Raw genomic sequence first — 26264 nt, 5'->3', positions numbered from 1 at the left:
CCATCCCCCACCTGTCAGGCCGCAGACCCGAGCCAGCCCTGCCTTCCGCCGCCAACGCGCCCGGACCGCACCGCAACCAACGGGTCCACGGCCCACTCCGCCGCCGCTGGCCCACGCACACACAGCACCTGCTACCCGCGCTCGCTTCCGCTCGGGTAGCCACTCCACGCCGCGCACGACCCGAGCCCCGCTGACCGCCGACGCCCAACGCGCCCGGACCCCAGCGCCACAACGGATCCCGTGCGCCCACAACTCCTGAGCCAGCAGGAGCATCCGCCCCCGCTGCCGTCCACCAGCGACCCTTCGACAGGCCGCACACACAGCACCCACCACCCGCCGCCCGCGCTCGCTTCCACTCGGGCAGCCACACCACGCCGCGCACCGCCCGAGCCGCGCCTGTCCGCCAGCATCTAACGCGCCTGGACCTCAGCGGCACCAGCGGATCCCGTTTGCCTGTGACCCGTGAGCCGACAGGAGCATCCACCCGACTGACCCCGCCTAACGCTTACCCCGCGCCACCCGAGCAGCACCGCCCGCGCTCGCTTTCGCGGGTGGCCACATCACATTGCGCACGGCTTCGGCCGCGTTCCCTCCCCCTCGGACAGCCATACCTCTCCATACACAACCCAAGCGGCACTGCCCTCCGCCGTTCAACGCGCGTGGACCTCAGCGCCGCCAAAGGACCCACTGCCGACCCCACGTCCCTCAATCCCGCGTCCCCGATCCCAACCCCCGAGGTCGCCATGCCGCATGCCTGACCCCCGGCCACACCCTCCGGGGGGAACCCGACTCCCCCCAACCCGGCCACCATCCAGGTCGAGGCAGCGGTCCTCAGCATGGCCCGCGAAATCGATCAGCGAGCTGCCTACTCAGCTACCCGGTCAGAATCCGAAGGAGGCTGCAACGACAGATAAGCCGGCCGCAGCAGGTCGACGAGGTCCGACGAGCCCACCGTGATCGGCACGGTGTCCAGCTGGTCGAGCACCGCGTCCGCGCGCACCACCGCCGTCGGGTCCCCGAAGCTCAGGCTCGACGTGGTTTGCCGCTGCCAGAACGTGTCCAGGCACTTCGTCAGCGGCGGCGCCTCCTCGCGGGCCGCCACCGCGCGGGTGGTGCCGCGCAGGGTGCGGAGGCGTTCGAGCAGGTCCTCGCGGTTGCGGCCGCGCCAGGCCAGGATTTCGAACGGGTCGTTGTCGAACGACTCGGCCAGCAGGTAGCAGGCGGCGGCGAGGTGCTTGCACGGGACTTCCCAGTCCGGGCAGGTGCAGTCCATCGTCAGCTCGCGGGAGGAGGCCGGGAAGAGTTGGAGGCCCAGCGAGGCGAACAGGGTCTCGATGTCCGGTGGCATCTCGCCGGCCAGCAGCTTGGCCGCGTACAGGGCTTTGCCGGCCAGGGCGTGTTCGATGCGCTGCCATTCCGGGGTGGTGAACGCCTTGATCGCGATCCGGGTCTTGTACGGAGTGGGGCGCGAACCCTGCACCAGAGCGATGACCATGCTGGTGGACAACGAAAGCGACAGCACCTGGCCTTGGCGCGCGTAGTTGCGGCCGCGGGTCAGGCGGCCGCCCATGCCGAACGACTCGAGCACCTCGATGAAGCGGCGCGACCACCAGGTGGCGCCGATGTCACCGCGTTTGCTCTTGGCCTTGAGGCCGTTCTCCACCTTGATGGTCTTGCCGTAGCGGGGGCCGGACCAGTGTTCACTCACCGATGGCCTCCCCGGACAGTGTCAGCAGGTCGCGCAGCTGGGCGGTGGACAGCTCGGTGAGCCAGTTCTCGCCGGCGCCCACCACGAGCTGGGCCAGCGCGCGCTTTTCTTCGATCATGGCGTCGATTCGTTCTTCGAGGGTGCCGATGCAGACGAACTTGCGCACCTGCACGTTGCGGCGCTGGCCGATGCGGAACGCGCGGTCGGTCGCCTGGTCCTCGACCGCGGGGTTCCACCAGCGGTCCAGGTGGATCACGTGGTTGGCGGCGGTGAGGTTCAGGCCGGTGCCGCCCGCCTTCAGCGACAGCAGGAAGAGGGAGGGGCCGTTCTTGTCCTGAAAGCGTTCGACCATGCGGTCGCGGGAAGCCTTGTTGGTGCCGCCGTGCAGGAACATCACCTCGGTGTCGAAGCGCGCGGCCAGGTAGGGCACGAGCATGCTGCCGAACTCGGTGAACTGCGTGAAGCACAACGCCTTGTCGCCCTCGGCGAGCACTTCTTCCAGCACTTCTTCGAGGCGCGCGAGCTTGCCGGAGCGGCCGGCGATCCGGGATCCGTCGCCGAGGAAGTGCGCCGGGTGGTTGCAGACCTGCTTGAGCTTGGACATCGTGGCGAGCACCAGGCCCTTGCGGCCGATGCCTTCCGACTCCTCGATCTTCTCCAGCATGTCGTTCACGACGGCCTGGTAGAGCGAGGCCTGCTCGGTGGTGAGGTTGCACAGCTGGCGCATCTCGACCTTGTCGGGCAGGTCATCGATGATGCGGGGGTCGGTCTTCACGCGACGCAGCACGAACGGGTTCGTGATCTTGCGCAGGCGGGCGGCGGCGTCCTGGTCGTTGTGGCGCTCCACCGGGACGGCGAAGCGGGCGCGGAACGTGTTGATCGTGCCGAGCACACCGGGGTTGGCGAAGTCCATGATCGACCACAGCTCGGCCAGGCGGTTCTCGACCGGGGTGCCGGTCAGTGCTACGCGGTGGCGCGCCTTGAGCTGGCGCACGGCCTGGGACTGGCGGGTGGCGCTGTTCTTGATGTTCTGCGCCTCGTCGAGCACCACGCGATCCCAGGTGAGGTCGCCCAGCGCGTCGGCGTCGCGGCCGGCCAGCGCGTAGGTCGTGAGCACCAGGTCGTGACTCTCGACGGCCTCGCGCAGCGCGTCGCCGTCCAGGCGGTCGGCGCCGTGGTGCACGTGCACCGACAGCTCCGGCGTGAACCGGGCGGCCTCGCGCTGCCAGTTGCCGACCACCGACATCGGGCAGATCAGCAACGTCGGCGGCCGCTTGCCGTGCGCGCGGTTCAGCGCTTCCAGTGCCAGCAGCTGAACGGTCTTGCCGAGGCCCATGTCGTCCGCGAGGCACGCGCCCAGGCCGATCTTGTCGAGGAACGCGAGCCAGGCCAGGCCGCGCTGCTGGTAGGGACGGAGCCGCGCGCCGAAGTTCGCCGGCGGCTCGACGGGTTCGAGCTGCTCGTCGGCCTTGCCGGACAACAGGTCGCCGAGCCAGCCGTCGGACTCGACGGAGGTCAGCGGGAGCGGCAGGCTCTCATCCTCCTCGGTGAGTCCACTGTGGAGCATCACCTCGGCCGCGGTCATCTGGCCACCGCCGCGCTTGAGGAACGCGAGCCCCGCGGCAAGCCGCTTCTGGTCTACCTGAACCCACTGGCCGCGCACTTTCACCAGCGGCACCTTCGCCCTGGCCAGCTCGGCGAGCTCGGCATCGGTCAACGTGTCCTCACCAAGGGCGAGCTCCCACTTGTAGTCCACAATGGACTTCAGGCCGATCTCGCTCTCCTTGGCGACGGTTCCGGCCGTGCCACGGCTTTTCGTGGTGAGCTTCAAGCCCAGTCTGGTCGTCTGCTGCCACCACGACGGCAGCAGCACGCCGAACCCGGCCTGCGCCAGCACCGGCGCCGCGGTCAGGAACCGGTACGCGCCCTCCGCGTCGACCTCCATCTCGGCCGGGTGCGATCCGCGCAACGCCTCGTCGAGGTCGGGGTGCAGCTTGCTGGCCCGGCCGAGATCGGCCAGCAGGTGTTCCTGCGGCGCCGGGATCCAGCGCCGCAGCACGCCGTCGTCCGCGAACCACACCTGATGGGCGGGCACCAGCACGCTCGGCTCGTCGACGGCCTGCAGCAGGAACTCGATCGCCCACTCGTCGTCGGCGCGCTGCTCGGGCGAACGCAGCCGGAAGCAGGTGCGCACCGGGCTCTCGTTGCCCGCGCTGTCCCGCCAGCGGTCGAGTTGTTCGCGCAGCTCGTAGAGCTCCACCGGATCCGCGTCGAACACCGGCTCCCCGGTGAGCGCGGCGAGCCACGCCTCCGCGGTCGTCTCCCTGCCCCGCCGCTTCGGCGCGAGCTCCACGCCGTGGAGCCGGTCCCGCACCTGCTCGTCGACCGCCGTCGTGAGCGCCGCGCGTACGAGTTCGGCCGGGTCGCCCGCGATCTCCTCGCACCGGCTGGCCGGCGGCATCGCGGCCTGCAACGCCGCGAACCGCGCCGAGTCCGTGCCCGACAGCACCGGCACCCACCGCGCGACGGCCTGGTCAGCCGTGACCGCCGGCAGCACGCGGCCGCGATCGACGAGATCGACGGCGAACCCCGCCACGTCGAACACGAACCGCGCGGAGTCGCTCAACCGCACCTCGGCACCGGGCTCCGGCTTGCCCGCCAGGCGGATCGTGGGTACACCCCACTGCCGCAGCTGCACCTTGCCGCGCTGTGCCCGGCCCGCCGCCAACGGGTCGCGCACCAGCTCCGGCGACGCCATCGGCCCTGACGAGAACGACGGCAGCAGCAACGCCCGCGTGATCGTCTTGGGCGCCTCCTGCCCGAGCGCGGCAGCCACCGCCTCGGCCGTCGCCGCGAAGGGGTGCGGCGCGTCCCGCCTGGCGCTCTCGCTGCGCGCGGGCAGCCCGGAGTCCTCGGCCCACAGCGCGAGGACGCCGTCGGTCGTGCAGAGGCCATGCAGTACGAGCACCTTTGAACCCTATGTGCTCACATTGGCGCCATGGTCGAAGACTCCCCTGTCGTGCTGGACGGACAGTCCCTCGGCGCCGACGACGTGGTGCGCGTGGCGAGATACCACTCGCCGGTGGCTCTGCACGAGGACGGCCTCGCGCGCCTCGACGCGTCGTGGCGCGCGAGCCAGCGCCTTGTGGTGCGACGACAGGTGTACGGCCGCACCACGGGCGTCGGCGCGAACCGCGACCAGATCGTCAGCACCGAGGGCTGGGCCGAGCACGGCCTGCGCCTGCTGCGCAGCCACGCAGGTGGCCTCGGCGGCATGCTTCCCGAGGAACAGGTGCGCGCCATGATGGTCGTGCGCCTCAACCAGCTCCTCGCGGGCGGCGCGGGCGTGCGCAGAGCCGTGGCCGACGCCCTGCTCGCCGCCCTGAACAGCAGCTGCTACCCCGGCGTGCACGAGTACGGCGCCATCGGCACGGGTGACCTCACCGCCCTGGCCGAAACCGGCCTGACCCTGCTCGGCGAGCGCTACTGGCTCGGTTCCACCCAGACGCCAGACCCGATCGAGCTCGACTCGGGCGACGCGCTGGCGTTGATCAGCAGCAACGCCCTCACCATCGGCATGGCGGGCCTGGCCTGGCAGGACGCGCACCAGCTGCTCAAGGCCACCCACGTGGTCGCCGCGCTGTCGTTCCTCGCCGTAGACGGCGCCGTCGAGGCCTACGACGAACGCGTCCACCTCGGCCGCCCCCACCCCGGCCAGGTGGCGGTCGCCGCCGAGATGCGCCGCCTGCTGGCCGAGCCGTCCCGCCCGCCAGCCCGCATCCAGGACCCGTTCGGCTACCGCTGCTTCCCGCAGATCCACGGCCCGGCCGTGGACGCCGCCACCGACCTCGGCCGCGTGCTCGACGTCGAGTTCAACGCCGCCGCCGAGAACCCGCTGATCGTCGCCGACCAGTTCGGCCCCGACGACGACGCCGCCTACCACCACGGCGCCTTCCACAGCGCGTACCTCGGCCAGGCCCTGGACCGGCTCAGGTTGTCGATGCTGCACACCGGCCACCTGTCGACGGCACGCCTCGCCACCCTGGTGGAGCCGAACTTCACGGGCCTGCGCCCGTTCCTGGCCGAGGGCGTGCCCGGCAGCTCGGGCGTGATGATCCTCGAGTACAGCGCCAACTCCGCGCTGGCCGAGGTCCGCACCCTCGCCGAACCCGCGAGCATCGGCAACGCCGTGGTGTCGCGCGGCCAGGAGGAGAACTCCAGCTTCGCCTTCCAGTCCGCCTCCCAGGCCCTGCGATCGCTGCGCGCGTTCCGGCTGGTGCTGGCCTGCGAGATCGTCGCGGCGGTGCGGGCGTTGCGGTTGCGCGGGATCCGGCCGGAGACGCCCGCGTTGCTGGCCGCGTTCGAGCTGGCGGAGTCGAAGCTGAACCCGGACATGTCGGACCGGCAGCTCAGCCCGGACGTCGAGGTTGCTTCTGGCCTGCTGGACGACTTCGCTTCCTGCTGACGGAAATCTCGGCCTTGATCTCCACCAATCTGGAGCTTTTACGGTGGACCCGACCAAGGTGATCGAGATGGGGATGTGGTCGTGATGAGGGCTGTCCGCGTGCACGAGTTCGGTGGACCCGACGTGCTCCGCCCTGACGAGGTGCCCGAGCCGGTGGCCGGTCCGGGGCAGGTGGTGGTCGGCTTGACGGTCGCCGACGTGATCTTCCTCGACACGCTGTTGCGCGGCGGCTGGGGCGGCGAGTTCTTCCCGCGGCATCCGCCCTACGTGCCTGGCGGAGGCGGAGCGGGACATGTGCTGTCGGTCGGCGAGGGCGTGGATCCGGCCTGGCTCGGCCGGCACGTCATCGGCCGCGGACCCGAGGGTTACGCGGAACAGGTCGTCTTCGCGGCCGACGAGATCGTTGCCGTCCCGGACGGCCTGGGCTCGGCCGAGGCAGCGGCGATGCTCCACGACGGAGCCACCGCGGTGAACCTCGCCCGCCGCGTGAAGGTCGAGCGAGGCGACTGGGTCCTGGTGACCGCGGCCGCCGGCGGGGCGGGTTCGCTGCTGGTGCAACTGATGCGCGACGCAGGCGCACGGGTCATCGCCGCCGCACGCGGCGAACGCAAGCTCGCCCTGGCCCGCGAACTAGGCGCGGAGGTCACAGTCGACTACTCGCTCGACGGCTGGCAGCACCAGGTCCGGGACGCGACCGGCGGCGTCGGCCTGGCCTTCGACGGCGCGGGAGGCGCTCTCGGCAAGGCGACGTTCGAGACCGTGGCCGACGGCGGCCGCTTCGTCACCTACGGCAGCTCGGACGGGTTCGCCGACATCGATCCGGCGATGGCGAGCCGTCGACAGGTGCACGTCGACAACGTGCTCGCCGTGGCTCCGGACCCGGCAACCGTGGGCGAACACCTCACGGAGGCACTCACCCTCGCCGCGCAGGGCCGGATCCGCCCGGTGATCAGCGCGACGTACCCGCTGGCACAGGCGGCCCAGGCGCACAGGTCGCTCGAAGAACGCGCCACCCTCGGCAAGTCGCTGCTGCTGATTTAGTGGCGTGGGCCGCACGTCACCGGGCGGATTCGCGGACGGACGGACGGCGCGTCGTGATGCTCTTCCGCGCCGCAACCGCAGAGTCGACGTGCTTGGTCACGCCGCTGGCCAGATCACCTCCCTGCCCGGCCACGTCATAGCCGGGTTGCGCCGCTGCCCGGCCACAGCGCTCGCCGAGTCACGCCACTCGCGGGGCCGCACCGCTCGCCGAGTCACGCCACTGCCCCCGCCACACCACTCGTCGAGTCACTCCACTGGCCGGGCCACACCGCCGGCTGGGGCACACCGCTGCCCTGCCACGCCGCTGGCCGGGGCGCACCACTCGCCGGGGCACGCCGCTGGCCGGCCGCGCAACCTCGCGCGGTTGCGCCGCCAACCCCGGTGCGGCGCAACCGCGTTCAGCGGTCAGCCGCCCGCCACCGACGGCAGGATCTGGATCTCGGCGCCTGCCGGTAAGGGCGTGGCCGGGCCGGAGAGGCGGCGGCACTCCTCGCCGTTGACGTAGAAGTTCACGTAGCGGCGTAAGGCCGCGCGCTCGTCGCGTAGGCGACGGTCCAGGCCTGGGTAGGTGCTGGCCAGGACGTCCAGGGCCGCGCCGAGGGTGGCTGGCTCTGGGACGTCCACGTCCAGGTGGGAGGCGCCGTCGGTGGCGGTGCGCAGGACGCCTGGGATCAGGACCGTCACCTTCACGCCGGGATCACCGCCGCCCGCACCGACATCACGTCCGGCAGGTGGGCGGCCACCTGGTGCCAGGTCTCGCCCTCGTCCGGGCTCGCGTAGACCTCGCCCGAGCGGGAGCCGAAGTAGACGCCGGGGACTGGGGCGTCGTCGGTGCACATCGCGTCGCGCATCACGGCCGTCCAGAAGTCGTCTGGCAGGCCGGTGCCCAGGGCTTGCCACGTCGAACCCGCGTCGCGCGAGCGGTAGACGCGGCATTTGCCTTCCGGTGGGAAGCGGCGGCCGTCCGCCTCGATCGGGAAGGTGAAGATCGTGTCTGGGTCGTGTGGGTGCACGACCATCGCGAAGCCGAAGTCGGTGGGCAGGCCGGCCGCGATCGACTGCCAGGAGTCGCCTCCGTCGTCGCTGCGGTACACGCCGTGGTGGTTCTGGGCGTAGAAGCGGGACGCCTGCGCAGGGTGCTGGGCGACCTTGTGCACGCACTGGCCGAATTCCGGCCACGGGTCCGGCAGGAAGTAGGCCTTGATGCCCTTGTTGCTGGCTTCCCAGGACTTGCCGCCGTCGGCCGTGCGGTAGACGCCGCCGGTCGACATGGCCACGAGCATCCGGTCGGGGTCGGCCGGGTCCGGCATGATCGTGTGGATGGCCTGGCCGCCGAAGCCCGCCTCCCACTCCGGGCGGTGCGGGTGGTTCCAGAGGCCCTCGACGAACTCGAACGAACGGCCGCCGTCCGACGACTTGAACAGCGCGGACGGCTGGGTGCCCGCCCACACGACGCCCGGCTGGGACGCGGGGGCCGGTTGGAGTTGCCACACGCGTTCCAGCGCGGCGTCCTCCACCGGGAACGCGATCGGGGGCGAGGAGGACTCCTCCCAGGTGGCCCCCAGATCGTCCGAGATGGACACGCCCGGACCGAAGTGCGGTGACGCCGCGCCGGCCAGCAACCTCACCGGACCACGCGTGTCGAAGGCGACGGCGTACACCTCCTGCATCGCGTGATGCGGTCCGTCGACCTGCCACGTGACCCGATCCTCACTGCGGGCGAGCCACAGCCCTTTACGCGTCCCGATCGCCACGACCACCGTCATCGCAACACAGCCTCCCAACAGCCGAATGTGATGGAGGGCACGTTACGCCGGGGGTCTGACAATTTCTGAGCGAGGGAGAAACCCCACGTAGACCGACAAGTTACTCACTGGTAGCGTCCGAATGAGGAGACGCAAGGAGGCGCCAGTGCTGCTCGACCCGAACCACTACGACCCCGCCCACCTCGACGACGAGACCCGCCGCCTGCTCAGGGCGACCGTCGACTGGTTCGAGGCCCGCGGCAAGCGGCAGCTGATCGCCGACGCGCAGGACAAGGTCTGGTACACCGAGTTCCTGGACTTCGTGAAGAGGGAGAAGCTCTTCGCGACCTTCTGCACGCCGAGCTCGGTCGACGGCACCAAGCGCTGGGACGCCGCCCGCAACGCCGCCTTCAGCGAGGTGCTCGGGTTCTACGGTCTGCAGTACTGGTACGCCTGGCAGGTCACGGTGCTCGGCCTCGGCCCGATCTGGATGAGCGGCAACGAGGAAGCCAAGCAGAAGGCGGCAGCGCTCCTCGACAGCGGCGCGGTCTTCGCGTTCGGCCTCTCCGAGAAGGAGCACGGCGCCGACGTCTACAGCACCGACATGATCCTCACCAAGACCGCTGACGGCTACAAAGCCAACGGCGGCAAGTACTACATCGGCAACGGCAACGTCGCCGGCATGGTCAGCGTCTTCGGCAAACACGATGACGACTACGTCTTCTTCGCCGTCGACAGCCAGCACGAGAACTTCAAGCTGGTCAAGAACGTCGTCGACAGCCAGATGTTCGTCAGCGAGTTCCGCCTCGAGGACTACCCGCTGACCGAGCAGGACATCCTCCACCGGGGACCGGACGCCTTCTCCGCGGCGCTGAACACCGTCAACGTCGGCAAGTTCAACCTCTGCACGGCCAGCATCGGCATCTGCGAGCACTCCTTCTACGAGGCGATCACCCACGCCCACAACCGGATCCTCTACGGCAACCCGGTCACCGACTTCCCGCACGTGCGCCAGAACTTCGTCGACGCCTACGCGCGCCTCGCCGCGATGAAGCTCTTCGCGGACAGGTCGGTCGACTACTTCCGCACGGCGAACGACGACGACCGCCGCTACCTCCTCTTCAACCCGATCACCAAGATGAAGGTGACGAGCGAGGGCGAGAACGTCATCGACCTGCTCTGGGACGTCATCGCCGCCAAGGGCTTCGAGAAGGACACCTACTTCACCCGCGCCACCGCCGACATCCGCGCGCTGCCCAAGCTCGAAGGCACCGTGCACGTGAACCTGGCCCTGGTGCTGAAGTTCATGCCGAACTACCTCTTCAACCCCAAGGCCTACGACGAGGTCCCGAGCGTCCACGAACCGAAGGACGACGACTTCTTCTGGCACCAGGGCCCCGCGCGCGGCCTCGGCAAGATCCAGTTCCACGACTGGGAGCCGATCTACGCCGAGCACGCCCACCTGCCCAACGTGCGGCTGTTCCACGAGCAGGCCGCGGCCATCAAGACGCTGCTCACCACCGCCGCGCCCGACGAGAACCAGCAGAAGGACCTCGACTTCCTGCTGAACCTCGGCCACCTCTTCACCCTGGTCGTCTACGGCCAGCTGGTCCTGGAGCAGGCCAAGATCACCGGGACCGACCAGCACGTCCTCGACCAGATCTTCGACGTCCTGGTCCGCGACTTCGCCGGCTACGCGACCGCCCTGCACGGCAAGCCGAGCAGCACCGAGGCCCAGCAGCAGTGGGCCCTGCAGCAGATCCGCAAGCCGCACGCCGACCAGGCCCGCTTCGACGCCGTCTGGCAGCAGGTCGTGGCGCTCTCCGGCCAGTACGAGATGCGCCCGTAGCACTCACCTGTCAGCCCTGGTACCGCTCCAAGGCCGCGATCATGAGTTCGAGCCCGAACTCGAACTCATGATCGTGGTCGTAGGTGCCCAGCTCGTCGATCACCTCGGCGGACAACGGAAACGCCGACGTGTCAACGTCTTCGTACGGTGACAGGGCGATCCCGCCGAGCTCTGGCGAGGTCGCGACCTCCCTCATCAGCGTGCCCAGCAGGTACGACACCATGGCGCGCATCATCCCGACGGCGATCTTGCCCCGGAACCCGGCCCGCTCGAAGTTCATCAGCGCCGCCTCGATCGTCCGGAACCCGGCCTCGGTGCTCAGCCGCCGGGTCGCCAGCAGCACGAACGCCCGCGGGTGCGCACGCGCCACTTCCCGGACCGCCCGTGCGTGCGCCCGGAAGTGATCACGCCAGTCGTCGCTGTCGACGTGGTACGGCCGCGCCTGCGCCATGATCCGCTCGGCGGCGAGGTCGACCAGCACGGCCTTGTTCGACACGTGGTTGTACAGCGACATCGTGCCCGCGCCCAGTTCGGCGGCGAGGCGCCTCATCGAGACGGCCTCCACGCCCTCGCGTTCGATCAACCGCACGGCCGCATCCACGATGCGGTCGCGGGTCAGCGGTTCACGTGAGGAGGACACTGGCGGAGACCACAAGACGTGGAGTAACTTCCCTGCGACGTACGGCGTACGTAGGAGGGTCGGCCGGTATGACCGAGTCCAAGGCGCTCAGAGCGCTGCGTGAGGCGATCGTCCTGGAACACATGGAATGCCAGAACGACTTCGACTTCGACACCTCCCTGAACGCGTTTCCGCACCCGCGGTACGAGATCATGGCGTCCGGACAGGTGCTGGACGGCGTGGACGAGGTCCGCGCGTACTGGCAGCGCACCCGCGCGGCGTTCCCGGACCAGCACAGCAAGGTCATCGAGATCCACCACGCCGATGACGCCGTCGTCGTCGAGTTCGAACTGCAGGGGACACACCTGGGCAGCCTCCTCGGTGAGGAACCGTCGAACAAGACCTTCAAGGTCAGGATGGTGGCTTTCTTCCTGTTCGAGAAGGATGTCCTGCTCTGCGAACGGGTCTACGGCGACACCACGACCGTCATGCAGCAGCTCGGCCTGCTGAACACCCCCGACGAGTACGCGGGGCCCTACTGAAACACCACCCGCACCTCGCCGACGACCTGACCGCCGCCCAGCACCGGCACGGACAGATGTTCCTTGGCCGGTGACACGTCGTAGCCCATGGCCGCCAACGCCGTGAGCCCGATCGCCGTGGTGGCACGGGGATTGCCGTCCAGCACCTTCACCGCGACCGCGTGCCCGGCCGCCGTCGCCAGCACCAGCACTCCCTCGGCGCCGCCCTTGGCAACCACACCGGGGAGCAACTGCATGATCACGGTGTTCACGTGCCCGGTACCAGCGACGTACTCGGGATACTTGCGCATCGCGTCGGCAACGGGCGTGCGCACCAGGCCCTGCATGGCGCGCGCCAAGCCGTGCAACGACAACCCGAACACCGGCGCGCCACAGCCGTCGACCGCAACGTGCGCGACGGACTCACCGGACAGCTCCTCCACCGTCCGCAACACCAGCTGCTGCAACGGATGCTCCGGCTCCAGATAGGTCTGCGTGGGCCACCGCGCCGCGACGCACGCCGCCAGCATCGCCGCGTGCTTGCCGGAGCAGTTCATCCGCACCCGAGAAGGTTCCGTCAAACGTTGACGCGTCTCCTCGTCCTCCGGCCACGACGCCGGGCAGCGCAACAACCCCACCGGCAACCCGCCGAGCAGCTGCATCACCAGCTCGGCGTGCCGGTTCTCCCCCGTGTGCGACCCGGCCGCGATCGCCAGCGCGGGTCCCGCGAGAGGCGCGCCTGCGGACAGGCACGCCAGCGCCTGGAACGGTTTCAGGCACGACCGCGGCAGCACCGGATCCCCCACCGCGCCAACGGAAACGCCCACCTCACCGGACGGCAGCAGGCCGACGACGCTGCCGTGGTGCAGGCTCTCCACGAATCCGTTGCGCGTGACCTCAGCGAGCAGTGCGGGCACGAGCTGCCTCCAGGCGGTGGGCCAGCCGGGACAGCGCCAGGTTGACCACCAGGTAGATGAACGCCACGACGATGAAGGTCTGGATCAGCAGACCGTTGTAGTTCGCGAGCACACGCCCGTTGAACAACAACTCCGTGTAGGACACGACATATCCCAGCGAGGTGTCCTTCAACAGACTGACAGCTTGCGTCACCAGCAACGGCGTCATGTGCCGAACAGCCTGTGGCAGCACCACGAACCGTGTCACCACGCCTTGCGCCATGCCCAACGACAGCCCTGCCTCGCGTTGCCCCGGATCGACGGACTCCACGCCCGCCCGGAAGATCACCGCGTAGGACGCCGCGTGCGACAACGCCAGCGGCACCACGAGCTTCCAGAACAGCGGCAGGTTGACGCCGAACGACGGCAGCACGAACAGCATCACGTACACCAGCAGCAGCACCGGGACCGTGCGCATGACCTCGGCGTATGCGCGGGTGAACCGGTTGGGCCGCAACGCGAGCAGCAGCCCTCCCGCCATCGCCAGCACCCCCGTCGCGAACGCCGCCACCACCGTCGACCACAGGCCTCCGAGCAGATAACGCCACACGGGCCAGGTCAGATACGGCCGCCAACGAACTGGGTCCAGCTGGCCGCCGGCCGCGAACTGCCGCAGCCCCAACGCCACCAGGCCGGCCAGGACGAGAACGGACACCACCGAAACCCAGAAGACGCGGCGGCGGAAGCGGGGACCAGGTGCGTCGAACATCAGGCCAGCCGCCGTTCCAGCACCCGTGCCCCGAACCCGATCCCCGCGGCCAGCACCAGGTAGCAGAGGCCGACGCCGGTGAAGACCAGCAACGGCTGGGCGAGCTCCAGGTTGATCCGTTGGGCCGCACGGGTCATGTCCACCACGCCGACGACACCGGCCAGCGCCGTCGCCATGGTCAACGCGATCGCGATGTTCGCCAACGGCTGCACAACGCGCCGCGCCGCCTGCGGCAGGATCACGTGCCACAACGACAGCCGCAACGACAGCCCCAACGCCCGTGCGGCCTCACCCTGTCCTGCAGCCACCGAGTTCACGCCCGACCGCAGCGCTTCCGCCACGAAAGCGGCCTCGTACAGCGAGATCGCCGTGAACGCCGTCCAGAACAACGGCATCTTCACGCCGACCTCGGGCAGCCCGAACACGAACAGCACCAGCCACGCCAGCAACGGGATGTTCCGCCACACCTCGACGTAGACCGCGCCGACCCCGCGCAGCAACGGCACCGGCACGATCCTCAGGACCGCGACCACGAGCCCGACGAGCAGGGCTCCGGCGAACGACAGCAGGGTCAGCGCGATGGTGTTCAGAAAGCCTTCGAGGACCAGGCTCATGAGTCGATCGCGGGTGGCGCCGGCGCGTCGCCGGTGACCACCGTGCCGATCGTCTGCTTCCAGACGTCCTGCCACAGCCCCGACTTGCCGATCTCGCGCAGCCAGTCGTTGACGAACCTGGTGAACTCCGCGTCGCCGTGCTTGATGCCGATGCCGTACGGGTCCTCGGTGAACGGCTCGCCGACCAGCTGCAGTTCGCTGTCCTTCGACGCGTCGGCGACCAGGATCGCCTGGTCCTGCACGTAAGCGTCGCCGCGCCCCTGCTTCAACGCGGTCAGGCACTCGGGATCCGAGCCGAACTCGACGATCTTCGCCGTCGGCGCCGCGTCGCGCACCGCCTTCACCCCAGGGGTGTTCGCGCCGACGATCACCGTTCTTCCTGCCAGGTCAGCGGGTTTCGCGATGCCGGACGTGCCCTTGCGCACCGCGATCGACTGCCCCGACTGGTAGTACGGCCCGGCGAACGCCACGCGCTCCCGGCGAGCCGGCGTGATCGTGTAGGTCTGCAGGATCACGTCCACGGTTCCGTTGGCCAGCAACGGTTCACGGGTCTCCGAGGTGGCGCTGAGCAGCTCGGTCTCCGGCTTGCCGACGACGTACTGGGCGAGCAGTTTGCCGAGGTAGGCGTCAAAGCCGGTGAGCTCGCCGCTGATCGGGTCGAGCTGGGACAGCAGCGGGGCGTCCTGGGAGCCGCCGATGAGCAGCCTGCCGCGCTTCTTGATGCGGTCGACAGCCGAGCCAGGAGTGACCTGACCTGTGTAAACGGGCGCCTTGGCGAGCAGGGCGTCGATCTTGCCGCCGCCCGGCACCGCGTCCGAGCCGCCGCCGCATCCGGCCACGAAGAGCAACACCGCTGCTACGAACAGTCTCCCCATGCCCCGAAGCTACTGATCGCGATCATTCAGGCACAAGATACGACAAAGCCGCTTGTCCGATACTGGACAGGCGGCTTGTCTAGATCAGATGCGCTGATCAGTCAGACTCAGACGGCGCGAACGCCCTGGGCCTGCGGGCCCTTCTGGCCCTGACCGATCTCGAACTCGACCCGCTGGTTCTCCTCGAGAGCCTTGTAGCCGTTCATCTGGATCTCGGAGTAGTGGACGAACACGTCGGCGCCACCGTTGTCAGGGGAGATGAAGCCGAAGCCCTTCTCCGCGTTGAACCACTTGACGGTGCCCTGTACTGCCATCTTGCTACTTCTCCTCTAACAGGTGCCGGATCGCGTTCGCGACCACCGGGTCAAGTCGGAACAGCGACTTCTCCGGAACCTGGAGAACCCTCACGCTCGCGACCTCGTTTTGCGCGAGCGTGGTACCACGAACACGAAAACGTACGACCATGGACAGTCAACCACGGCTCCCCGCTTCCAGTCGAGCCATCATTCGCACTGCTACCGTGAGATCCCAAACGAGCCCGGCGGAGGTCCTCGTGCCCGAGCAACCGACGTTGTCGATCAAGGCCTCGATCGCCCCCCAGATCGCCGGTGGCCTGCACTCGCTCGTGCAGAAACACCTCGCCGAAGCAGCGCCGCGGGAACACCGCCGGACGGGTGACGTCATCACGAACACCTTCTCCGGGACCGCCCACGACACCGTGTTCCAGATCGGCAGGGTGCACGGACAGGTCAACGACAACCGGGGCCGGTAACCTGGTGGGTCGTTGACCCAGGGGGCCGTGTTTGACCGGCAGCGAGAGACTGCTCTTCTTCTTCGTCGGATTGGTGACCACGTTCGTGTTCATCCGCATCAGCGTGCGGTTGATCAGGGCGAAGGTGCGCTGGTGGCCGCGAAACATCGTGCACGGCGACACGCACGTGCATCACGTCGTGTTCGGCACCGTGCTGTTGCTTCTGTCCAGCGTCACCAGCCTCGTCATCCCGGACGACATGTACGGCGCCCGGCTGGCAGCCGCGGCGGGCCTCGGCGTGGGCGCGGCGCTGGTGCTCGACGAGTTCGCGCTGATCCTGCACCTGCGCGACGTGTACTGGACCAAGGCTGGCCGGCTGTCCGTGGACGCCGTGTTCCTCGCCATCGGTCTGACCGGGACGTTCCTGCTCGGCGCGCGCCCGCTCGGCTACGACGAGGTGTTGCAGCTCAACCCGGAGACGACGCCGTCCGACACGTTCACGCTGAGGCTGATCGCCATCGGCGTGAACCTGTGCTTCGCGATCGTGGCGCTGCTCAAGGGGAAGATCTGGACGGGGCTGCTCGGCCTGCTGGTGCCGGTGGTGCCCGCCGTGGGTGCCGTGCGGCTCGCACGGCCCGGTTCGCCGTGGGCCCGCTGGCGCTATCTGGAGGGCTCACGCAAGCTCGCGCGGGCATACCGCAGGGAGGCGCGGATCCGGCAGCCCATCATCCGCGCCAAGATCGCCGTGCAGGAGTTCATCTCGGGACGTCACGACCTGCCGGATCACGACAGGCCGTGACGGGGACCAGGTCCCCCCGAGATCAACGCCGAGATCACCCTCCGACGATGTCCTGCGCGGCACACGCCGCCGCGAGGTCTCCCGCACACAGCTCGGCCGGCTTGACGATGCCCTCGGTGACCAGCGTCCGCACGGTGTCCTTCTTGATCAACGTCGCGCCCAGCAGCACCGACTTCATGTCCCGCCGCGAGACGGGGTCCCGCAGGTTGCCGGTGGCCAGGTCGTCGGCACCGTCGAGGTCACCGCGGGCGATCGCGATGGCCAGCCGCGCCGCGGCCTCGGCCTCGTCGCGCACCGGCTTGTAGACGGTGACGCACTGGTCGCCGCGCAGCACGGCCCGCAGGCCGTCCACAGTGGCGTCCTGCCCGGTGACCGGGACCTTGCCCGCCAGGTTCTTCTTCTTGAGCACCCCGATGACCGCGCCGGCCAGGCCGTCGTTGGCCGCGACCACGCCGTCGACCTTGCCCGCGTTGTCGTTCAGGATCTGCTCGAACAGCTGCCCGCCGAGATCGTTGTTCCAGTCGGCGACCGGCTGGGACTTCACGAGCTTGAGCGCGCCGGTGTCGTACTTCGGGGCGAGCCGTGACTTCTGACCCTGGGTGAACAGCGTGGCGTTGTGGTCCGTCGGCGCGCCCTCGATCTCGATGATCTGGGCACCCGGCTTGTCACCGAGGCAGGCGAGCAGACCGTCCGCCTGGAGCTGGCCGACGTTCACGCTGTCGAACCCGACGTGGTACTCCGCCTGGCCGCCGAGCGTCACGCGGTCGTAGTCGATCACCGGGATGTCCGCGGCCTTCGCCTTCTTCTGCACCGCGAGACCACCCGCCGCCGACAACGGCGTGATCATCAGGACCTTCACCTTACGGCGGATCATCTCGTCGGCGATCTGCGCGAACTTCGCCTCGTCGCCCTCCGCGTTCTCCATGAACGGTTCGATGTCCGCGTAGTTGAACGCCTGCGTCAGCAAGGGGCGATCTTGTTCTTCCCAGCGCGTGGAAGTCGTTCGGTCGGGAAGGATTACCCCGACGATTGGTTTGGGACCACGCGCGGGCAGCGTCGGAGAGCCCTGACCTGCGTCACCGCAGGCAGAGAGGAGAAAGAGCAGGCACGCCGACGATGCCATTACCCGTCTTCGCATAAACGCGGAGTTCATCGCTTGAATGTTGTTAAGTCAAGATTTCTTCTCATAACATCACGCTCCGCTTCCGATCGGCTACAGTTCGATTCCGTACGAAAGGCGCTGATGCTTGGCGGAATTTCGTGCCAGTGTGTCGGACTTGGGCGGCAATCGGGGGCCGCGCTGTGTTGTTGGATCCAGCCCTGACCGGGTGTGAGGAGACAGCTAGGTGAGAACGCGCAGAACCGTGATGGCGGTGGCGGCAACGATGTCGCTGATCGCCGCGGGCACTTCGGCTGCGGGGGCAGCGCCGGCCGCTGCCGCGGGCCAGCAGGACACGGAGTACACCGTCCTTCTCGAGGACCCCGGAAACCGCGACTTCGCGATCAACGCCGTGCACGCGGCGGGCGGCGAGGTCGTCCGGGGCAACGACGCCATCGGCGTGCTGACCGTCAAGGCGCCCGCGAACGGCTTCGTGGAGAAGGTTTCCGCATCGGACCAGATCGTCGGTGCGGCCCGCACCAAGCCGATCGGGCACGCTCCCGTCGCGAAGGCCGAGAAGGTCAAGCGGGACAACGTCGAGAAGGAGAACACGGCAACGCAGGCGAACAAGTCTCCTGCCGCGTCGAAGTCGACCGCGGGCATGGACCCGCTGGACGGCGACCTGTGGGGCCTGAACCTCGTGCGCTCCAACATCGCGCGGGCCAAGCAGGCCGGCGACAAGCGCGTGTACGTCGGCATCCTCGACACCGGTGTGGACGGTTCGCACCCGGACATCGCGCCGAACTTCAACAACGAGCTGTCGCGCAACTTCACCATCGACATCCCCAACGACTCCGACGGTGGCGAGTTCGACGGCCCGTGTGAGTTCCGCGGTTGTGTCGACCCGGCGAACTGGGACGACGGCGGCCACGGCACGCACGTCGCCGGCACCATCGGCGCCGCTGCCAACGGTTTCGGCATCTCCGGTGTCGCGCCGAACGTGTCGCTCGTGAACATCCGCGGTGGCCAGGACGCCGGCTCGTTCTTCCTGCAGCCGGTCGTGGACGCGCTGACCTACGGCGCCGACATCGGCCTCGACGTGATCAACATGTCGTTCTACGTCGACCCCTGGTACATGAACTGCGTCAACGACTCCACGGCCACGGCCGAGGAGCAGCTGGAGCAGCGCACCATCATCGCGTCCGTGCAGCGCGCGTTGAACTACGCGCACCGCAAGGGCGTCACGCTGATCGGCGCCGGTGGCAACAACCACGAGGACCTCGGCAAGCCGCGCACCGACACGGTCAGCCCGAACTACCCGCCGAACCACAACCGGCCGCGTCCGATCGACAACGCGACCTGCCTCAACCTGCCGACCGAGGGCAACCACGTCATCTCGGTGTCGTCCCTGGGCCCGTTGACCGAGAAGGCCGACTACTCGAACTACGGGCTCGAGCAGACCGCGATCTCGGCACCCGGCGGCTACTTCCGCAGCGGCCTCGGCACGCCGTGGTACCGCACCAACGAGAACCTGATCCTGTCGACCTATCCGCGCAACGTCGCCATCGCCGAGGGCAACGTCGACGAGGCCGGCAACATCACCGAAAAGGGCCTCGCCGCCGGCGTCAAGAAGGCCGTGCAGGGCGACAAGGTCGGCTACTACCAGTTCCTGCAGGGCACCTCGATGGCCGCCCCGCACGCCTCTGGTGTCGCCGCGCTGATCGTCAGCCAGTACGGCAAGAAGGACAAGGGCCGTCCCGGTCTGACCATGGACCCGGACAAGGTCGAGAAGGTGCTCTACAAGACGGCGACCCAGCGGGCCTGCCCGAACCCGCGCACCGTCTCGTACGTGAACGTGGGTCGCTCGCCGGAGTTCGACGCCACCTGTGAGGGTGACGCGAAGTTCAACGGCTTCTACGGTCACGGCATCGTGGACGCCTACGGCGCGGTCACCCGCGGCGGTCAGTTCCTGTAAGTCCTGTCAGGACACCAAAAGGCTCCCGGCCATCTCGGCCGGGAGCCTTTTGGTTGCGACGAAAGTGCATTCGGGGCGTACACCTTCGTCGCAACCTTCCGCCCCCGCCTTGACCGTGCCGTAACGGCATGGTTTCGACTGGGTTCCGGCACGCCGAGGGGGCGTGTCGTCGGGGAGGTGCACAGTGCGAAAGTCGTTGTCTCTGGCCGCGGTCATGACCGCCGCGGCGGCGTTGGTGGTACCGGGGGTGGCGTCGGCGGCGCCCGTGAGCGAGGTGAACTGGGTCGCGTGCCCGGCGGACGTGGCGTCGCCCGGACTGGAGTGCGGGACGCTCCGGGTGCCGTTGGACTACCGCAAGCCTGACGGACGCCGGACCGAGGTGATGATCTCGCGGCTGGCCGGCAAGAACCCGGAGAAGCGCAAGGGCATCCTGCTGACCAACCCCGGTGGGCCGAGCGAGGGTTTGACGTTCCCGTCCCTCCTGAAGACCCTGGGGCTGCCGCAGAGCGTGCAGGACTCGTACGACGTGATCGGCATGGATCCGCGCGGTATCGGCTACAGCTCGCCGGTGACGTGCGACCTGACCGAGGAACAGATGGCGCCTGGCAGCGTGCCACCGTACGCGGTGAAGCCCGCCGACGTGCGGAAGCGGGCCGAGGAGACGAAGTCGATCGCGCGGCAGTGCCTCAAGTCCTCGACCGCGGACGTGTTGCCGTACAACACGACCGCGAACATCGCCCGCGACCTGGACCGCGTCCGCGCCGCGCTGGGTGAGAAGAAGGCTTCGTTCCTGGGCTACTCGTACGGCACGTACCTGGGCTCGGTCTACGCCACGCTGTTCCCGAAGACCGCCGACCGGGTCGTGCTGGACAGCAACCTCGGCGCGGGTGGCTGGGACGTCGAGGGCGGCCGGATGTTCGGCCGCGGCGTGGAGGACACGTTCCCGGACTTCGCGAAGTGGGCGGCCGCGCGTCCCGAACTCGGCCTGGGCACCACGCCCGAACTGGTGCGCGCCAAGTACTTCGACCTGGCCGCCCGCCTGGACGCGAAGCCGTCCGTCGAGGGGATCAACGGTCAGGGGTTCCGGATCCTGACGTTCGCCGCCCTTTACGGCACCGGCGACGCGGTGTTCTCGAAGCTGGCCGCGCAGTGGAAGGCGTTCGACACGAACTCGCCGCAGCCGCCGGAGGAGGTACCGGACGTCCCGCGCCCCCAGGCCCTGCTCGCGGGACGGTTGCACGTCATCTGCGGTGACTCCGAGTGGCCGTCGTCGGTGGGGACCTACGAGCGCAACGTCGCCGTGGACCGCGTCCGCCACCCGATGTTCGGTGCGGCGGCCGCGAACATCCAGCCGTGCGCGTTCTGGCCGAAGCCGGTGGAGAAGCAGGTACGGCCGTCCGACCGCGGACCGCGCAACGTGCTGATGGTGCAGAACGAACGCGATCCCGCGACGCCACTGGCCGGTGCCCGGACGACGCGGCGCGCGTTCGGCGACCGGGCCGCCATGGTGACCGTCGACCAGGGCGGGCACGGCGTCTACCTGATCGGCAGGAACAAGTGCGCCAACGACAAGGTGACCGCTTACCTGCTCGGCGGGGAACGTCCGGACGACGTCAAGTGCGCAGCTGAGAACAGCTGACGCTCAAGGGCCGGTTCGCTTCGTCGCGAGCCGGCCCTTGTAGTGCAAGCGCTCCCACGCTAGGGTCCGTCCCCACGTACGTCGCCGCCGATTCCACAGTGGAACGGAGCGACATGAATACGTTTGCACGACTGGCCGCAACAGTTCTCTGCGCGGCGGTCCTGACCACGCCGGGCACCGCCTCCGCGGCCGACCTGAACGACCCGCAGCTCAAGGACATCGCGATGCAGCTGGTGTCCAGCGCGGAGAACTCCTCTTTGGACTGGCGCGCCCAGTTCGGTTACATCGAGGACATCGACGACGGCCGCGGCTACACCGCCGGCATCATCGGCTTCTGCAGCGGCACCGGCGACATGCTCGACCTGGTCCGCCTCTACCGCGACCGCAAGCCCGGCAACGTCCTGGAGAAGTACCTCCCGGCCCTGGAACGCGTGAACGGCACCCCGTCCCACGACGGCCTCGACCCCGACTTCCAGCGCGACTGGCGAGCCGCGGCCCAGGACGGCACCTTCCAGGGCGCGCAGGAACACGAACGCGACCGCGTCTACTTCACCCCGGCCGTGAACCGCGCCAAGCAGGACGGCGTGCAGGCGTTGGGCCAGTTCATCTACTACGACGCGATCGTCATGCACGGTGACGGCTGGGGTGACCTGGACTTCTCCAGCATCCGTCGGCGCGCCCTCGACACCGGGGCACGTCCGCCGGCCCAGGGCGGCGACGAGGTCCAGTGGCTGCACGCTTTCCTCGACGCACGCGTGTGGGTGATGAAGCAGGAGCCCGCGCACGAGGAGACCAGCCGGGTCGACACGGCCCAGCGCAGGTTCCTCAACGAGGGCAAGCTGAACCTCGAGCGCCCGCTGCAGTGGCAGGTCTACGGGGACTCCTACGCGATCTGGTGACCGGAATGCCCCACCTGACACCAGTATGTCCGTTTCGCGAAATAGTAAAGGCTCTTGCCAATAAAGGTATGGACCCCTTACCGTTGCTCTCACGCCGCCCGGGAACTCGACATCCCTGCCCCGGAGGGAAATCCGTGAAAATCACTGGTCGCATCGCGGCCGCACTGCTGACGTGCGCCGCGCTCTTCACCACCACGATCGGTACCGCCTCGGCGGCCAACCTCGATGAACCGCGCCTCAAGGACATCGCGATGCAGATCGTGTCCAGCGCGGAGAACTCTTCCACGGACTGGCGCGCCCAGTTCAGCTACATCGAGGACATCGACGACGGCCGCGGCTACACCGCCGGCATCATCGGCTTCTGCAGCGGTACCGGCGACATGCTGGACCTGGTCGAGCTCTACAAGTCCAAGAAGCCCGGCAACGTGCTGGAGAAGTACCTCCCCGCACTGCGCAAGGTGAACGGTTCCGACTCGCACTCGGGCCTCGACCCCAACTACACCAAGGACTGGAAGACCGCGGCCAAGGACTCCGTCTTCAAGGCGGCACAGGAGTCCGAACGCGACCGCGTGTACTTCAACCCGGCCGTGAAGCAGGGCAAGGCCGACGGCGTGCGGGCCCTGGGCCAGTTCGCCTACTACGACGCGATCGTCGTGCACGGCGACGGCGGCGACAAGACGAGCTTCAGCAACATCCGCAAGCGCGCCCTCGGCAAGGCGAAGCCGCCGTCGCAGGGTGGGGACGAGAAGACGTGGCTCAACGCCTTCATGGACGCCCGCGTGTGGGCCATGAAGCAGGAAGCGGCCCACGAGGACGTCTCCCGCATCGAGACCGCGCAGCGCGTGTGGCTGAAGGCCGGCAACTTCGACCTGAAGACGCCGCTCAAGTGGAAGGTCTACGGCGACAGCTTCGAGATCAAGTGATCAAGTAGCGCACGAACGAGAAGAGGGGCGTCCGCGGACGCCCCTCTTTTCTTGCCATGACTACAGCTGGGGCCAGTCCAGCACCGGTGCCGCGAAGTCGCGGATCGACGCCAGCAGCCCCAGCCTGGCCGCCTTCACGGCCGGGTCCTCGGCCATGACCAGCACCTCGTCGAAGAAGGTGTTGATCGGCCCGGTCAGCCCTTCGGCGGCGGCGACGAACGCCGCCAGGCCGGCGACATCGCGTGACACACCGTCGAACGCCTTGTGCAGCGCCACTTCCGCCGGCTCGGACAACACCGAGGCGTCGTACGAAGCCTCGACGGATGCCGGCACGATCCGCCGGACCCGCTGCAGGGCCGCGGTCAGCGCGTCGAAGGACTCGTTGCCCGCCAACGACTCCAGCTGCGTCAGCGTCTCGTCCGCCAGCACCGGCGAGTCGGCCAGCGGCAGCACCGCCTGGACGAACCGGTGCTCGTGGCCCGCGTCGAGCAGCGCCTGCTCGTAGCGGCGGACCGCGAACTCGCGCGCCGTCTCCAGCGCCTCCGCCGACACCTCAAGCCCTTCAGCGGCCAGGGAAAGCGCCACCGGCAGGGTGATCGCCCGCAGGTCGGGGAACGCCCGCAGCACCGTCACCGCGCCCAGGGCCGCGCGGCGCAGACCGAACGGGTCGGACGAACCGGTCGGCTGCGCACCGATGCCGAACAGGCCGGCCAGCAGGTCGAACCGGTCCGCCAGGGACAGCAGCGCGCCGGGCACCGACGACGGCAGCGCGTCACCGGCCGAACGCGGAAGTTCCATCTCCCACAACGCCAACGCCACGTCCGGGGTCTCCCCCGCCCGCGCCGCGTACTCGCGGGCCATCACACCGGCCAGCGACGACAGCTCGATCACCATCTGCGAGCCGAGGTCGAACTTGGCCAGTGCACCGGCACGGTCCAGCGTCTCGCGGTCCACGTCCACCACGCCCGCGAAACGTCCGGCCAGAGCGGCGATGCGGCCCGCGCGGTCCGCCATCGAGCCCAGCTTGTCCGCGAACGTCAGCTTGGCGAGGCCCGCCTTCATCTCCTCCAGCGGCGTCTTGAGGTCCGCGCGCCAGAAGAACGCCGCGTCCTCGTACCGCGCCCGCAGCACGGCCTCGTTGCCCGCCCGCACCAGATCGGCGTCGACGGAACCGTTCGCCACGGCCACGAAGTGCGGCAACAGGGCACCGTCGGCCGAGCGCACCGGCAGGTACCGCTGGTGCTTGCGCATCACGGTCGTGAGGATCTGGGCCGGCAGCTCCAGGTACCGCTCCTCGAACGAGCCGAGGATCGGCGTCGGCCACTCGACCAGGTTCGTCACCTCGTCCAGCAGCCCGTCGACCTCCACCACACCGCCGACGGACGCCGCGAGCTCCTGCGCGGCCGCCACGATCGAAGCCGAACGCACCGCGGCGTCGGCCTGGATCCCGTGCCCGGCCAGGAACTCCAGGTAACCGTCCGCAGTGGACACCTCCACCACCGGCGAATCGGCGGTCCGGTGCACCCGAGTGACGGTGCCGGAAGCCAGCGACGACACCGCGACGGGCACCGGCGTCGAGCCCAGCAGCGCGAGGAGCCAGCGGATCGGCCGGGTGAACGACAGCTTCGGGTCGTTCCACTTCATGTTCTTCTCGGCGCGCAGGTCCGAGACGACCTCGCCCAGCAGCCCGCTCAGCACCTCGACGGCACCGCGACCGGCGTCGGACTTGGTCAGCGCGACGAACTCGACGCCGTTCTCCTCGACCCGCCCCAACGCGGTGACGTCGACGCCCTGGCCACGAGCGAAGCCCTGCACGGCCTTCGTCGGGTTGCCGTCGGCGTCGAACGCGGCCGACACGCGCGGTCCGCGCACGGTGCGCTCTGCATCCGGCTCACGCGGCGAAACCTCAGGCACGACAACGACGATCCGGCGCGGAGTCCCGTGCACGGTCACCGAGCCGTGCGTCAGCCGAGTCGCGCCCAGCTTCGCGGTGACGGCCTCGCGCACCGCGTCCACGGTCCGCAGAACCTCGTGCGGCGGCAGCTCCTCGGTACCGATCTCGAACAACAACGTCGCCGGCGCCGCGACGTCCGCAAAGGACGAAGGCCTGGCGACGGCGGCCGGAAGCTCGGCCACGCCCAGCGGATGCCCGAGCTCCTCCCGGCGCTCCGCCCACAGCGCGGCGACCTCACGGGCCAGCCCGCGCATCCGGCCGAACGCACGAGCGCGCTCGGTCGTCGAGATCGCGCCACGGGCGTCGAGAACGTTGAAGATGTGCGAGCACTTCAGCACGAAGCTGTGCGCCGGAACGGGCAGCCGCGCGTCCAGCATGCGCCGGGCCTCGGCCGCGAACTCCTGGAAGAGGTTCTTGTTCCGCTCCACGTCCGCGTCGTCGAGGTAGTACCGCGACATCTCGTACTCGGCCTGGCCGAACGCCTCGCCGTAGGAGATGCCGGGCGCGTAGGCGATCTTCTTGAAGTGGTCGACGCCCTGCAGCGCCATCATGATCCGCTCGATGCCGTAGGTGATCTCCACCGACACCGGGTCGAGCGTCATGCCGCCGGCCTGCTGGAAGTAGGTGAACTGGGTGATCTCCAGGCCGTCGAGCCAGACCTCCCAGCCGAGGCCCCAGGCGCCCAGCGCGGGCGAGGCCCAGTTGTCCTCGACGAACCGCACGTCGTGCCCGCGGACGTCGATGCCGAGCGCCTCCAGCGAACCGAGGTAGAGCTCCTGCGGGTTACCGGGGTCCGGCTTCAGGATCACCTGGAACTGGGTGTGCGTCTGCAGCCGGTTCGGGTTCTCGCCGTAGCGGGCGTCGTCGGGCCGCACGGACGGCTCCACGTACGCCACGCGCCACGGCTCGGGACCCAGCACGCGCAGCACGGTGGCCGGGTTCAGCGTCCCCGCCCCGACCTCGGTGTTGAAGGGCTGCACCACGATGCAACCTCGGTCGGTCCAGTACTTGGTCAGCGCGAGCAGCGCGTCCTGCATCGTCAACACGGGCCTGAGTCTACGAAACAGACAAAACCGCTGGTCAAGGGGCCTTGATCAGGTGGCCTGCGCCACTGTGTCACGCT

Annotated in this window: 22 protein-coding genes; 10 read left to right on the top strand and 12 right to left on the bottom strand. The window is 68.9% G+C overall.

The genetic code is table 11. The annotated features are described in order from the left end of the window. Window positions 1-865: 865 nt before the first annotated feature. Window positions 866-1708, bottom strand: coding sequence for an SWIM zinc finger family protein (locus tag B0F77_RS03415; protein WP_086661263.1), 843 nt, complete (start codon window positions 1706-1708; stop codon window positions 866-868). Then, window positions 1701-4676, bottom strand: coding sequence for a DEAD/DEAH box helicase (locus tag B0F77_RS03410; protein WP_086661262.1), 2976 nt, complete (start codon window positions 4674-4676; stop codon window positions 1701-1703). The genes B0F77_RS03415 and B0F77_RS03410 overlap by 8 nt, the downstream gene beginning before the upstream one ends. 30 nt (window positions 4677-4706) lie before the next feature. Between B0F77_RS03410 and B0F77_RS03405 the strand changes: the two genes are divergently transcribed. Both B0F77_RS03405 and B0F77_RS03400 read left to right on the top strand, forming a co-directional pair. After that, the gene (locus B0F77_RS03405; protein WP_086661261.1) at window positions 4707-6173 is read left to right on the top strand and encodes an aromatic amino acid ammonia-lyase; all 1467 of its coding nucleotides are present in this window, start codon (window positions 4707-4709) and stop codon (window positions 6171-6173) included. Window positions 6174-6257: 84 nt separating this feature from the next. After that, window positions 6258-7214: a zinc-binding dehydrogenase gene (locus B0F77_RS03400; protein WP_086661283.1), complete on the top strand. Its 957-nt coding sequence runs from the start codon at window positions 6258-6260 to the stop codon at window positions 7212-7214. Between the two features lie 405 nt (window positions 7215-7619). On the opposite strand, the gene B0F77_RS03395 is transcribed toward B0F77_RS03400, so the two are convergent. Both B0F77_RS03395 and B0F77_RS03390 read right to left on the bottom strand, forming a co-directional pair. Continuing rightward, window positions 7620-7904 carry a MoaD/ThiS family protein gene (locus B0F77_RS03395; RefSeq protein WP_086661260.1) on the bottom strand — a complete coding sequence of 95 codons (285 nt, stop codon included), beginning with the start codon at window positions 7902-7904 and terminating at the stop codon, window positions 7620-7622. Next, complete coding sequence (locus B0F77_RS03390; protein WP_086661259.1) at window positions 7901-8980, bottom strand: WD40/YVTN/BNR-like repeat-containing protein; 1080 nt, start codon at window positions 8978-8980, stop codon at window positions 7901-7903. Before B0F77_RS03390 ends, B0F77_RS03395 begins: the two co-directional genes overlap by 4 nt. A 121-nt stretch (window positions 8981-9101) precedes the next feature. Between B0F77_RS03390 and B0F77_RS03385 the strand changes: the two genes are divergently transcribed. Next, entirely contained in the window at window positions 9102-10808 is a 1707-nt protein-coding gene (locus tag B0F77_RS03385; protein WP_086661258.1) for an acyl-CoA dehydrogenase family protein, read from the top strand. Window positions 10809-10818: 10 nt separating this feature from the next. On the opposite strand, the gene B0F77_RS03380 is transcribed toward B0F77_RS03385, so the two are convergent. Beyond that, window positions 10819-11448, bottom strand: a complete 630-nt coding sequence (locus B0F77_RS03380; protein WP_158102582.1) for a TetR/AcrR family transcriptional regulator C-terminal domain-containing protein — start codon at window positions 11446-11448, stop codon at window positions 10819-10821. A 68-nt stretch (window positions 11449-11516) separates the two neighbouring features. On the opposite strand from B0F77_RS03380, the gene B0F77_RS03375 reads away from it, so the two are divergent. Then, on the top strand, window positions 11517-11969 hold the full coding sequence (locus B0F77_RS03375; RefSeq protein ID WP_086661256.1) for an ester cyclase: 453 nt from the start codon (window positions 11517-11519) through the stop codon (window positions 11967-11969). On the opposite strand, the gene B0F77_RS03370 is transcribed toward B0F77_RS03375, so the two are convergent. The 5 genes from B0F77_RS03370 to B0F77_RS03350 form a co-directional block, all read right to left on the bottom strand. Continuing rightward, window positions 11963-12865: an asparaginase gene (locus tag B0F77_RS03370; protein ID WP_086661255.1), complete on the bottom strand. Its 903-nt coding sequence runs from the start codon at window positions 12863-12865 to the stop codon at window positions 11963-11965. The two genes, B0F77_RS03375 and B0F77_RS03370, sit on opposite strands and share 7 nt — an antisense overlap. Then, the gene (locus B0F77_RS03365) at window positions 12846-13613 is read right to left on the bottom strand and encodes an amino acid ABC transporter permease (RefSeq protein WP_086661254.1); all 768 of its coding nucleotides are present in this window, start codon (window positions 13611-13613) and stop codon (window positions 12846-12848) included. The genes B0F77_RS03370 and B0F77_RS03365 overlap by 20 nt, the downstream gene beginning before the upstream one ends. Further along, window positions 13613-14227: an amino acid ABC transporter permease gene (locus B0F77_RS03360; RefSeq protein WP_086661253.1), complete on the bottom strand. Its 615-nt coding sequence runs from the start codon at window positions 14225-14227 to the stop codon at window positions 13613-13615. The genes B0F77_RS03365 and B0F77_RS03360 overlap by 1 nt, the downstream gene beginning before the upstream one ends. Next, window positions 14224-15102 carry a glutamate ABC transporter substrate-binding protein gene (locus B0F77_RS03355; protein ID WP_086661252.1) on the bottom strand — a complete coding sequence of 293 codons (879 nt, stop codon included), beginning with the start codon at window positions 15100-15102 and terminating at the stop codon, window positions 14224-14226. Before B0F77_RS03355 ends, B0F77_RS03360 begins: the two co-directional genes overlap by 4 nt. A 107-nt stretch (window positions 15103-15209) precedes the next feature. Then, entirely contained in the window at window positions 15210-15416 is a 207-nt protein-coding gene (locus B0F77_RS03350; RefSeq protein ID WP_030468404.1) for a cold-shock protein, read from the bottom strand. 239 nt (window positions 15417-15655) lie between these two features. Between B0F77_RS03350 and B0F77_RS03345 the strand changes: the two genes are divergently transcribed. Next, window positions 15656-15874: a hypothetical protein gene (locus B0F77_RS03345; RefSeq protein ID WP_086661251.1), complete on the top strand. Its 219-nt coding sequence runs from the start codon at window positions 15656-15658 to the stop codon at window positions 15872-15874. 31 nt (window positions 15875-15905) lie between these two features. After that, a complete protein-coding gene (locus tag B0F77_RS03340; protein ID WP_086661250.1) occupies window positions 15906-16652 on the top strand; it encodes a hypothetical protein in 747 nt (248 codons plus the stop codon). Between the two features lie 34 nt (window positions 16653-16686). On the opposite strand, the gene B0F77_RS03335 is transcribed toward B0F77_RS03340, so the two are convergent. After that, the gene (locus B0F77_RS03335) at window positions 16687-17790 is read right to left on the bottom strand and encodes a sugar ABC transporter substrate-binding protein (RefSeq protein WP_086661249.1); all 1104 of its coding nucleotides are present in this window, start codon (window positions 17788-17790) and stop codon (window positions 16687-16689) included. 229 nt (window positions 17791-18019) lie between these two features. Here B0F77_RS03335 and B0F77_RS03330 point away from each other — a divergent pair, with 229 nt between their 5' ends. The 4 genes from B0F77_RS03330 (at window position 18020) to B0F77_RS03315 (ending at window position 23187) form a co-directional block, all read left to right on the top strand. After that, a complete protein-coding gene (locus tag B0F77_RS03330; RefSeq protein ID WP_086661248.1) occupies window positions 18020-19726 on the top strand; it encodes a S8 family peptidase in 1707 nt (568 codons plus the stop codon). 184 nt (window positions 19727-19910) lie between these two features. Next, window positions 19911-21365: an alpha/beta hydrolase gene (locus B0F77_RS03325; RefSeq protein WP_086661247.1), complete on the top strand. Its 1455-nt coding sequence runs from the start codon at window positions 19911-19913 to the stop codon at window positions 21363-21365. 113 nt (window positions 21366-21478) lie between these two features. Next, window positions 21479-22264 (top strand): chitosanase, encoded by a 786-nt coding sequence (locus B0F77_RS03320; RefSeq protein WP_086661246.1) that lies wholly within the window; start codon window positions 21479-21481, stop codon window positions 22262-22264. A 134-nt stretch (window positions 22265-22398) separates the two neighbouring features. Further along, the gene (locus B0F77_RS03315) at window positions 22399-23187 is read left to right on the top strand and encodes a chitosanase (protein ID WP_425435611.1); all 789 of its coding nucleotides are present in this window, start codon (window positions 22399-22401) and stop codon (window positions 23185-23187) included. A gap of 60 nt (window positions 23188-23247) precedes the next feature. Here B0F77_RS03315 and B0F77_RS03310 read toward each other — a convergent pair whose 3' ends face one another. Continuing rightward, on the bottom strand, window positions 23248-26178 hold the full coding sequence (locus B0F77_RS03310) for a glycine--tRNA ligase (RefSeq protein ID WP_086661282.1): 2931 nt from the start codon (window positions 26176-26178) through the stop codon (window positions 23248-23250). Window positions 26179-26264 lie beyond the last annotated feature (86 nt).

The organism is Lentzea kentuckyensis (assembly GCF_002150765.1).
Classification (GTDB): domain Bacteria; phylum Actinomycetota; class Actinomycetes; order Mycobacteriales; family Pseudonocardiaceae; genus Lentzea; species Lentzea kentuckyensis.
Note: the sequence above shows the minus strand (reverse complement) of the source record. Positions and strands in the feature narration are given on the sequence as shown.